This window comes from Solidesulfovibrio sp. C21 (assembly GCF_047785625.1).
Classification (GTDB): domain Bacteria; phylum Desulfobacterota; class Desulfovibrionia; order Desulfovibrionales; family Desulfovibrionaceae; genus Solidesulfovibrio.
Map to the genome: position 1 here is coordinate 1 of NZ_JBLODY010000117.1, position 8,486 is coordinate 8,486.

10 protein-coding genes are annotated in these 8,486 nt (G+C 68.2%); 4 read left to right on the top strand and 6 right to left on the bottom strand.

Annotated elements, in window-relative coordinates; translation table 11 throughout:
- Positions 1 to 220: 220 nt before the first annotated feature.
- On the bottom strand, positions 221 to 1,420 hold the full coding sequence (argJ, locus tag ACMZ6R_RS19395) for a bifunctional glutamate N-acetyltransferase/amino-acid acetyltransferase ArgJ (RefSeq protein ID WP_416114597.1): 1,200 nt from the start codon (positions 1,418 to 1,420) through the stop codon (positions 221 to 223).
- A gap of 20 nt (positions 1,421 to 1,440) precedes the next feature.
- Positions 1,441 to 1,947, bottom strand: a complete 507-nt coding sequence (locus ACMZ6R_RS19400; protein ID WP_416114598.1) for an EF-hand domain-containing protein — start codon at positions 1,945 to 1,947, stop codon at positions 1,441 to 1,443.
- A gap of 11 nt (positions 1,948 to 1,958) precedes the next feature.
- Between ACMZ6R_RS19400 and ACMZ6R_RS19405 the strand changes: the two genes are divergently transcribed.
- Both ACMZ6R_RS19405 and ACMZ6R_RS19410 read left to right on the top strand, forming a co-directional pair.
- Positions 1,959 to 3,074: a tetratricopeptide repeat protein gene (locus ACMZ6R_RS19405; RefSeq protein WP_416114599.1), complete on the top strand. Its 1,116-nt coding sequence runs from the start codon at positions 1,959 to 1,961 to the stop codon at positions 3,072 to 3,074.
- A 145-nt stretch (positions 3,075 to 3,219) separates the two neighbouring features.
- On the top strand, positions 3,220 to 3,540 hold the full coding sequence (locus ACMZ6R_RS19410; RefSeq protein WP_416114600.1) for a hypothetical protein: 321 nt from the start codon (positions 3,220 to 3,222) through the stop codon (positions 3,538 to 3,540).
- Between the two features lie 587 nt (positions 3,541 to 4,127).
- Here the strand turns inward: ACMZ6R_RS19410 and ACMZ6R_RS19415 are convergent.
- The 4 genes from ACMZ6R_RS19415 to ACMZ6R_RS19430 all read right to left on the bottom strand — a co-directional run bounded on the left by ACMZ6R_RS19415 (position 4,128) and on the right by ACMZ6R_RS19430 (position 7,140).
- A complete protein-coding gene (locus ACMZ6R_RS19415) occupies positions 4,128 to 4,367 on the bottom strand; it encodes a hypothetical protein (RefSeq protein WP_416114601.1) in 240 nt (79 codons plus the stop codon).
- Complete coding sequence (locus ACMZ6R_RS19420) at positions 4,367 to 5,734, bottom strand: aldehyde dehydrogenase family protein (protein WP_416114602.1); 1,368 nt, start codon at positions 5,732 to 5,734, stop codon at positions 4,367 to 4,369. Before ACMZ6R_RS19420 ends, ACMZ6R_RS19415 begins: the two co-directional genes overlap by 1 nt.
- Positions 5,735 to 5,796: 62 nt before the next feature.
- A complete protein-coding gene (locus ACMZ6R_RS19425; RefSeq protein WP_416114603.1) occupies positions 5,797 to 6,342 on the bottom strand; it encodes a carboxymuconolactone decarboxylase family protein in 546 nt (181 codons plus the stop codon).
- 51 nt (positions 6,343 to 6,393) lie between these two features.
- Positions 6,394 to 7,140 (bottom strand): sulfite exporter TauE/SafE family protein, encoded by a 747-nt coding sequence (locus ACMZ6R_RS19430; protein ID WP_416114604.1) that lies wholly within the window; start codon positions 7,138 to 7,140, stop codon positions 6,394 to 6,396.
- Positions 7,141 to 7,311: 171 nt separating this feature from the next.
- Here ACMZ6R_RS19430 and ACMZ6R_RS19435 point away from each other — a divergent pair, with 171 nt between their 5' ends.
- Together ACMZ6R_RS19435 and ACMZ6R_RS19440 are read left to right on the top strand one after the other, a co-directional pair.
- Positions 7,312 to 7,788, top strand: a complete 477-nt coding sequence (locus ACMZ6R_RS19435; protein ID WP_416114605.1) for a hypothetical protein — start codon at positions 7,312 to 7,314, stop codon at positions 7,786 to 7,788.
- Positions 7,789 to 7,929: 141 nt separating this feature from the next.
- Entirely contained in the window at positions 7,930 to 8,250 is a 321-nt protein-coding gene (locus ACMZ6R_RS19440) for a hypothetical protein (RefSeq protein ID WP_416114606.1), read from the top strand.
- The last annotated feature ends 236 nt before the right edge of the window (positions 8,251 to 8,486 follow it).

Sequence of the window (8,486 nt, forward strand, 5' to 3'; positions counted from 1 at the left end):
GCGTGGTGGCTGCGGCATTTGTTCGGGGTGAGCCTGCCGCGAAGCGGCATGCACCGTCCCGGCAAATGCCGCCAACATCTTCTCCCTCCGCTTGGCCGCCCGCCAGCCAGGCCTCCCGTCCGGCCAAAGCCAACCGGATGGGGGGACCGGGGGGCGCGCCCGCCCCCCGGTGGGGAGGTCCAGGAGGGGCAAAGCCCCTCCTGGCCGCCGGAGGCACCGCCTACGTCCGGTAGTCGGCGTTGATCTTGATATAGTCGTAGGTCAGGTCCGAGGCCAGCAGCAGGTAGCGGCCGGGGCCGTTGCCGAGTTCGATATCGAGGCTGATTTCGCCGCGTTTCATGTGCGGCGCGAGCAGCGCGTCCAGGTCGTCGTTCGCGGGCATGCCCTTGGTGAAAACCGGCACCCCGCCGATGCTCACGGACACGTCTTCGGCGGCGAAGCTGGCTCCGGAGCGTCCGAGGGCGCAGACGATGCGGCCCCAGTTGGCGTCCTGGCCGAAAAAGGCGGTCTTGACCAGGGGCGAGTTGCCGACGGCCCGGGCGGCCAGTTCCGCCTCGGCGTGGGAGGCCGCGCCGTGCACTTTCACCCGCAGGATTTTGGTGCCGCCTTCGGCGTCCTGGATAAGCATGTAGGCCAGGGCCTGGCAGACCTCGACCAGGACGGCAAGGAGGGCCTGCCGGCCCTCGGCCGAGTCGATGGCGACTTCGGACGCGCCGTTGGCCAGGGCCAGCACGCAGTCGTTGGTGGAGGTGTCGCCGTCCACGGTGATGCTGTTGAAGCTGCGGTCGGCAGCGGCGGCCACGGCCTCCTGCCACCACAGCGACCCGACCTTGGCGTCGCACAGGAGCACGCCGATCATGGTGCCCATGTTGGGGGCGATCATGCCGGAGCCCTTGGCCATGCCGAGGACCCGGACCTCGCCGGTCTTGGTGGTCAGGTTGCCCCAGGCGATCTTGGGAAAGGTGTCCGTGGTCATGATGGCCTTGGCCGCGGCCACGGGCGAGGTCTCGCCGAGCCTGGCCGCCAGTTGCGGCACGGCGGCCTTCCATTTGTCCATTTTGAGCCGTGCGCCGATGACGCCGGTGGAGGCCGGCAGGATGTCCTCGGGCGAGAGGTCGGTAGCGCCGGCAACCAGAGCCAGCGTGGCCCGGCAGTCGTCGATGCCGACCTGGCCGGTGCAGGCATTGGCCTGGCCGGAGTTGATGAGCACGGCCCGGGCGTGGCCGCCCGAGGTGGCGATTTGATCCTTGGCCACGAGCACCGGCGCGGCCTGGAACAGGTTTTTGGTGAACACGCCGGCGGCGGCGGCCGGAACGTCGCTGACGATAAGGGCCAGATCGTCCCGGTCCGGGCGTTTGAAGCCGGCGGCGGCGGCGGAAAAGCTGAACCCCTTCGGCAGGGGCACTACGGGCGAGGACATGGCAGCTCCTTGTACACGGATCATTGGGGATAGGGGCCAGGGGACGGTTTCGCGTACGGGTGCGGGCCGCCGGGTGACGGGGGCGGCGGTGCGGCCATTTCGTCACGGGTGAGCACGCCGTCGTCGTTTTTATCCAGGCGGCGAAATTCGTTTTTGTGGAAATTGCGCCATTCTTCCAGGGTCACCCGGCCGTTGTGGTCCTTGTCCATGGCCGAAAAAAGCCGGGACGGATCGGGCGCACGGGGACAGGGCGCGGGGCTGGTTCCGGCCGGCGCGGGCCCGGCTGCGGGAGCGGCGACTTTTGGCCTGGGCTGGTCGGCCAGCGGACGGCCAACGGGCGCGGCCGGGGAGGCCGTCGTCGGACGCGGCGCGGGCATCGGCGTTATCTGGTCGTTTTGGGGCGGATAGTCCGGGGAGGGGTAGGAGGTCTTCATGGGCTGGGGCGGGGCTTCGTTTCGGGCGGCGCAGCCCGCTCCAACGAGGGACAGGGCGATCATGGCCGCCGCGAGGGCCGAAACGGGATTCATGGCTGGCCTCCTTGTCCGGGCAATCATCCAAGGACGATTCCTACACCAAAGCTTTCCGGCCGGCCATACCCGGCCTTGACAGGCCCGCCTCGCTTTGCCAAGCCCCGGCCATGCGTTTTGCCATTCCCTTCCTCGTGTCCGCCTGCCTGCTTGCGTCGCAAATTCCGGCGGGCGCGGCCATGCGTCGCGACGACCTGATTTTCTACGGTACGGAATCCCTGGCCAGGGGCCGCTTTCCCCAGGCCGCCCAGGCCTTTGCCGAGGTGCTGGCCGGGGATCCGGAAAACCCCTACGCCCGCGCCCGGCTGGCCCTGGCCCAGGCCGCGACCGGCCAGCCGGACAAGGCCCGCCGGACGCTCGAAGCGGCCGTGGCCGCCCGGGCCGACGACCTGTTCGCCCTGTGGACCCTGGGCTGCCTGGATCTTCTCGAGGGGAAGCCGGTTGTGGCGGCAAGCCGGTTTTCCGCCATGCTCACCGCCGATCCGGGCAATCCCCGGGCCACGGTCGGGCTGGGGCTGGCCGCCTTGGCCGCTGGGCGTGTGGCCGACGGCGTGGGCCAGTTCGAAGCGCTCCGGGGTGCGCCCGCCAAGGACCCGTTGGCCCTGCATCTGGCCGGGTTGGCCTACTGGATGCTCGACGCGCCGGCCAACGCGCGGCTGGACCTGGAAGCCGCCCTGGAGCTGGAGCCGCGAAACGCCGCCACGCTGGAACTCGTGGGGCTGGTCTACCGGCGGCTCGGCAAGCCCAACTTGGCCAAAAGCGCCTGGGAGCAGGCCCTGGCCGTGGACCCGCACCGGTCCCGCGCCCGGTTTTTTCTTTCACGTCTGGCCGAGGACGAGGGGCTGGCCGCCACCCTTGCCGGCAAGAAGTTGGAGGCCACGCGGGCCTACGAACGGGCGCTTTCCATCGACCCGACCAACGGGGCGGCGGCCAAGGGGCTGGGACTGCCGGCCCTTGGCGCGGTGCTGCCGCCGGCCGCCAAGGATGGGGGCAAGGCCGCCCGGTCCCGGGATGCGGCCCTGGTCTCCCCGAAAGTGGAACATCGCCGGGGCGGACAGGGAAAGAGCGCCGCGCCGGCCCCGAAGCCGACGCACAAGAATCTCACTGCGCCCTGGGAGCCGCAGTAGCGGAAAAACGGACTGGGGAAACTTTTCATGGTAAAGAGGCGTTGCTTGCGCGACATCCGTATCGGCAGGCAATTGCGAACAGAAGAGTGCGGAGGGCCCTTGGTAAGGGGTTTCCCCCTCTTGCAAAACAGAGATAGGAGGAAACATGAGACGACTGCTGTCCAGCATCCTTGGGGTGCCGGCTCTGGTTTTCCTGTTGGCCGCCGCGGCCTCGGCCCAGGGCTTCGGCCCGAAAAATTATGCAGAGTGCGTCATGATCAACGCCAAGCGCGCCGCTTCGCAAGACGGCGGCATGCTCATGCGTCGGGCCTGCAAATGCCGTTTTCAAAACCCCAAGGAGCCGGGCTGCGAAAAATATTCGCAGGCCGCCCTGGACTGCATGCTCACCAACCTCGTGCCGGCCGATACCGACGACAAGGCCTGGGGCGTGGAGCGCGCCTGCCGCACCAAGAATCCGGTTCACTGATCGCGTCTGTCCATGGAACGCTTGCGCCGTCCCGTTCGGGGCGGCGTTTTTTTTGGGGGCAATCCGGCCGGGAAAAGGCCCCCAACGCAAGAGAGCGGCTCCGGGTCGCCATCCCGGAGCCGCTCTCTGAAAAATCCTTGTTCGGAGGAAGGATATTTTCTCTACAGCAACTGCTGTGCCAAAGTCTGCCTCTTTGTGTAGAATCCTTGTATAACGGTATGTTATGGGAAAAGGCTTGCCGTCGAAAGCCGATTTTCGCGCTTGCGGAGGGCCTTAACGGTAAAAATGCTTGTACCCCCTTGCCCGAGTCAGGCTTTCGGGGACCAGGATTTTGTACCCGGCGACGAGCATATTTTAAAAATACTGTTTTTTCGTATGGTTGCTGAGATTGGGGCCGCAGCGGCCGGCAAGGCTGGTGTGGCGCGAAGGCCCGGGCGCTGTCGCGGTGGGGCGGGGTGGGTACAAATCTTTGTCCCGGTGGCGCTTCCTTCTCCCCCCCCTTGAAAGTTTTTTGGAGGGGAGAGCGCGAGAGGGGGACCCTTTTTTCAAAAAAGGTCCCCCTCTCGCATCTTCTCCTTTTCACCCTCTTACGCCAGCAGCAAACGATTGCGGCGGCGGCGGGCGATGTCGACGGACGTGTCCAGGGCGAGCTTTTCCTGCTTGGCCGCGAATATTTCCTGGGCGTAGCACACGCCGGCCCTGACGTCCTCGGCGTCCATGAGTTCGCGGACGCGTTTGGCCATGGCATCGCGCTGTTCGGTCAGGGCGGCGAGTTCCGCTTCGAGCTGCGCCATCTGGCGCGTGGTTTCGGCGTCCGGCTCCAGCATCAGGCATCCTCCACGACCAGGGTCTTTATGTTGCAAAATTCCGTAAGCCCGAACCGGGACAGCTCCCGGCCGTAGCCCGAACGCTTGACGCCGCCAAAGGGCAGCCGGAAGTCGGAGCGGGGCACGGCATTGACCGACACCATGCCGGCCTCGATGCGCCGGGCGATGGCCAGCCCGCGTTCGGTGTCGGCGGTCCAGACGCTGGCCCCGAGGCCGTAGGGCGAGGCATTGGCCAGCCGCACGGCGTCCTCGGCATCGGCGGCTTCCACCACGGCCGCGACCGGTCCGAAAAGTTCCTCGTCGAAAGCCGGCATCCCCGGGCGCACATCGGCCAAAAGCGTGGGCGCGTAGAAATAGCCCGGCCTGGGAAGCCTTTTTCCGCCAAGGAGCAGCCGCGCCCCGGCCGCGACGGATTCGCGTACCTGCCGGTCGAGGTTATTAAGCAGGTCCTCCCGGGCCAGCGGACCGACGGTGGTGCCCGGATCCAGGGGATCGCCGGGGACATGGGCGGCGAGGCGTTTGGCCAGCCGGTCGGTGAAGGCCGCCTGGAGCGGGGCTTCGACAATGAAGCGTTTGGCCGCGATGCAGGCCTGGCCGCAGGCGCGCATCCGGGCCGTCTCGGCGGCGGTGCAGCAGTCCTCCAGCACGGCGTCGGCCAGGACGATGAAGGGATCGGACCCTCCAAGCTCCATGACCGCCTTCTTGATGGCCGCCCCGGCCGCCGCCCCGACGGCCGCCCCGGCCCGGGCCGAGCCGGTGAGCGTCACGCCGCGCACGGCCGGATGGGCTATGGCCTCGGCCACGAGCCCTTCCTCCACCCGCAGCAGTCGGAAGGTGCCGTCCGGGAATTCCGCTTCTTCGAAAAGCTCCCGCAGGGCTTCGGCCACGCACATGACGTTCGGCGCGGGTTTGACGACCAGGACGTTGCCGGCGGCCAGGATGGGCGCGGCCGCGCGCATGATCTGCCAGTAGGGAAAATTCCAGGGCATGACGGCCAAAATGACGCCCAGGGGTTCGAGGACCACCATGCGCCGGCCCGTTTCCGAGGGAAACGCCTCCCCGGCCAGGTAGCGCGGGGCCTGTCTGGCGTAGAAGCGGCAGGCCCGGGCGCAACGCAGCACCTCGGCCTCGGCTTCGGGCAGGATTTTGCCCATCTCCCGCACGGCCAGCCGCGACAGGGGGGCGAGGCGGGCTTCGAACAGTCCGGCCAGCCGGTTGAGCGCCTTAAGGCGTGTGGTCAACGGCGTGTCGCGCCAGGCCGGAAAGGCCCGGGCGCAGGCGTCGAGAACGTCCCGCGCGGCCGGGGCGTCGTGGGACGGATGGCTGGCAAAAGGCTGGCCTGTGGCCGGATTGATGCTGACGAACATGGTGCTGGCGGCAAGGCTGGATTCGCGGGCAGCCTGAGGTCTGGGCGGCGCGCGAACCCGGGTTAGAAGGGCTGCGGCGCCCCCTGTGGCAGGGGGACGTCGAAGGCGAACAGCACGCCGGCGATGAGGCGGTAAAAGCCGCAAAGCACCACGATTTCGATAAGCCCCTGGCGGGTCAGGGCCGCTTCGAGGATGTCCTGGGTCGCCTGGGGGATGCTCGCCAGGGCAAACGCCGCGTCGGCGGCGGAAAGGGCCGCCGCCTGGACGGGCGAAAGTCCCGTCGGCCGCCTGCCCTGGCGCACGGCCTCGAGGACCGCTTCGGGGATGCCCGCCTGGCGCGCCACCGGGGCGTGTTTGACCCATTCGTAGGCCGCGCCGCATTTGCGGCCCGTCCAGAGGATGACCAGCTCGCGCACCTGTGCCGGCAACACGCTCGGGCCGAACCGGAAATACGTGCCCAGGTCGGACACGTAGGCGGCCAGGGCCGGGTGGTTGAGCAGCGTGCGGTACATGCCGTCGATGCGGCCTCGGGAAGCCACCATGCGGTCGTAGACCGCCTGGGCGTCGGACGGCATCGCGTCACGGTCGGGCATGGGAAGCGTGGCCATGAGTCCTCCTCGGTGGCGGGACCCTACCCGTTTTGGCCGGGCAAGCCAAGGTCAACGCGCAAAAGCGCTCCAGAACGCCTGGGCGATGAGGCTCACGCCGGAAAGCCCGAGCACGCCGAGCACCACCCGGGAAAAGGCGCGCTCGCCGATGCGGCCGCAGCAGGCCATGCCGGCCCCCAGCCCGAGCACCAGGGCCGGGGTGGCCACGGCGGTCTGGGTCCAGACTTCCCGATTGAGCAGCCCGGCCAGATACTGGGCGCTGACCACGCCGATGCCGGCCAGCAGGAAATAGGCGGTGAGCGTGGCCCGCACGCCGTTGCGGTCATAGCCCTGGCTCGAGATCCAGGCCGCAACCGGGGGCCCGTTGATCCCGATGGCCGCGCCCATGCAGCCGGCCGTGAACCCTGCCAGCAAACCGAGACCCGTGCCGGCCCGGAGACCGGTTTCGCGCCGGCCCAGGGCGTGGGCCACGAAGGCCAGTACCGTCAGCCCCAGCGCCCCTTTGAGGAAGACGTCGGAGATGGAGCGCAGCGCATGGGCCCCGATGGCCATGCCGGGCAGCGAGGCCCCGAGCAGAAGGGCCAGGGCCGGCCAGACAATATGGCCGCGCAGTTTGCCGGTCAGGATGATGTTCAGGGCGACGGCCAGCAGGCAGCAGACCGGCGTCGCCACCCGCAGGTCCATGACCAGGGCCAGCATGGGCAGGGCGACGAGGGTCGAGCCGAAGCCAGCCAGTCCCTGGGTGAAGCCGCCGCACAGGGCGGCTATGGCGAGTACGATGAGGTGCGTCGGTTCCATGATAGTTCCGATGTCGGCGGGAAACGGCCGGAAGGCGGCCATGCCCGTTTCGCCCCGCCTTGTATCGCGCCAGCCCCCGAGAGGCCAGCGACGTCGGCAGCACCTCCGGGCAAGGCGTCTTTTCCTTTTGCCGGCAACCCGGTAGCATTGCGGGAAAACCAGGAGTCGCCGATGTTGCGTCCACGCTATCTCGCGCCGCTTGTCGCGGCCTTGCTCCTTGTGCTGGCCGCCCCGGGTTGGGGGCAGACCGACCGCGACCCGTCCCGGGACGTCTTTTTGCAGACCATCGGCATGCTGGCCGGGCAGGGGTTGGCGCTCGGCCACGAGAGCCTGCAAGGCATCGCCGTCCGCTACGAGAAGCGGCTGTTGCCCCGTGAGGAAACGGTGCGGCGGCTGGCCGGGGAAGCCCGGTACGCGGATCTGGTCCTGGCCGCCTTCAAGGAACGGCTCATGGCGCGGCTTGACCCCCAGGAGCAAAAGGACCTGTCGCTGCTGATCGGCTTTTACGAGGTCCAGCGCCAGGCCATCGAAGCCCTGGCCGTGTACGTGCGTTCCGGCGGCGCGAAAAACCGGCAGCGGTTCGAGGAACTCCAGAAGCAGGTCGGGGAGGTCATCCGGCGCATCAGCCTGGTCGGCGAGGCCCCGTGACGGCGACTTCTTGCCAATCCCCGGGTGTTGTGCCAAGAAGCAGACGTCGAAATGCGTTTCGTGCGGCGTCGTCATCCGGGAAGCTTCGGGCCGGGGATTCCGGCCCCCGCGACCGGGCGCGCCACGAACCGAGGAGAGGTTATGAAAAAAGCTTTGTGTCTGTGCCTGCTCGCCGGCTTCATGCTGGCGGCCGTGGCCGTGGCGCAAAATGCCGAGGCTCGTCCGCCCTGTCCGCCGGGCTACTTCTGGGACGGTCCGCGCGGCTGTATGCCCCTGCCCTATTACCCGCCGCCGCCGCCGGCGTATTATCCGGCCCCGGTCTACCCGGTCCCGGTCTACCCGGCTCCGGTCTATCCGGCCTGCCCGCCCGGGACCTTCTGGCGCGCCGGCGCCTGCCGGCCCGCGCCGCGCCCGGCTCCGGGCATCCGCGTCTACCTGCCGCCGGTCTACATCGGACCTTAGGAAGAAGAGAGAAGAAGGTGCGAGAGGGGAAACCCTTTCAAAAGGGTTCTCCCCTCTCGCGCTCTCCCTTTCCTAAAGCTTCTTCCTTTTGGAAACGTCAAGCGCCCCGGAAAGACCGCACAATGGCTGTCTCTCCGGGGCGCGTTCGTTGAAGAAATCGGATCTCCCCCCTCGTCCCCCCTTTGAAAGTTTTTGCGGGAGGGGGCGCGGGGGGGCGCGGGGGGGGGGGGGTTTTT

Bases quoted from the DNA above. Each gene is read 5' to 3' on its own strand.
- argJ (WP_416114597.1), bottom strand. From the start codon at position 1,420: ATGTCCTCGCCCGTAGTGCCCCTGCCGAAGGGGTTCAGCTTTTCCGCC.
- ACMZ6R_RS19400 (WP_416114598.1), bottom strand. From the start codon at position 1,947: ATGAATCCCGTTTCGGCCCTCGCGGCGGCCATGATCGCCCTGTCCCTC.
- ACMZ6R_RS19410 (WP_416114600.1), top strand. From the start codon at position 3,220: ATGAGACGACTGCTGTCCAGCATCCTTGGGGTGCCGGCTCTGGTTTTC.
- ACMZ6R_RS19415 (WP_416114601.1), bottom strand. From the start codon at position 4,367: ATGCTGGAGCCGGACGCCGAAACCACGCGCCAGATGGCGCAGCTCGAA.
- ACMZ6R_RS19420 (WP_416114602.1), bottom strand. From the start codon at position 5,734: ATGTTCGTCAGCATCAATCCGGCCACAGGCCAGCCTTTTGCCAGCCAT.
- ACMZ6R_RS19425 (WP_416114603.1), bottom strand. From the start codon at position 6,342: ATGGCCACGCTTCCCATGCCCGACCGTGACGCGATGCCGTCCGACGCC.
- ACMZ6R_RS19430 (WP_416114604.1), bottom strand. From the start codon at position 7,140: ATGGAACCGACGCACCTCATCGTACTCGCCATAGCCGCCCTGTGCGGC.
- ACMZ6R_RS19435 (WP_416114605.1), top strand. From the start codon at position 7,312: ATGTTGCGTCCACGCTATCTCGCGCCGCTTGTCGCGGCCTTGCTCCTT.
- ACMZ6R_RS19440 (WP_416114606.1), top strand. From the start codon at position 7,930: ATGAAAAAAGCTTTGTGTCTGTGCCTGCTCGCCGGCTTCATGCTGGCG.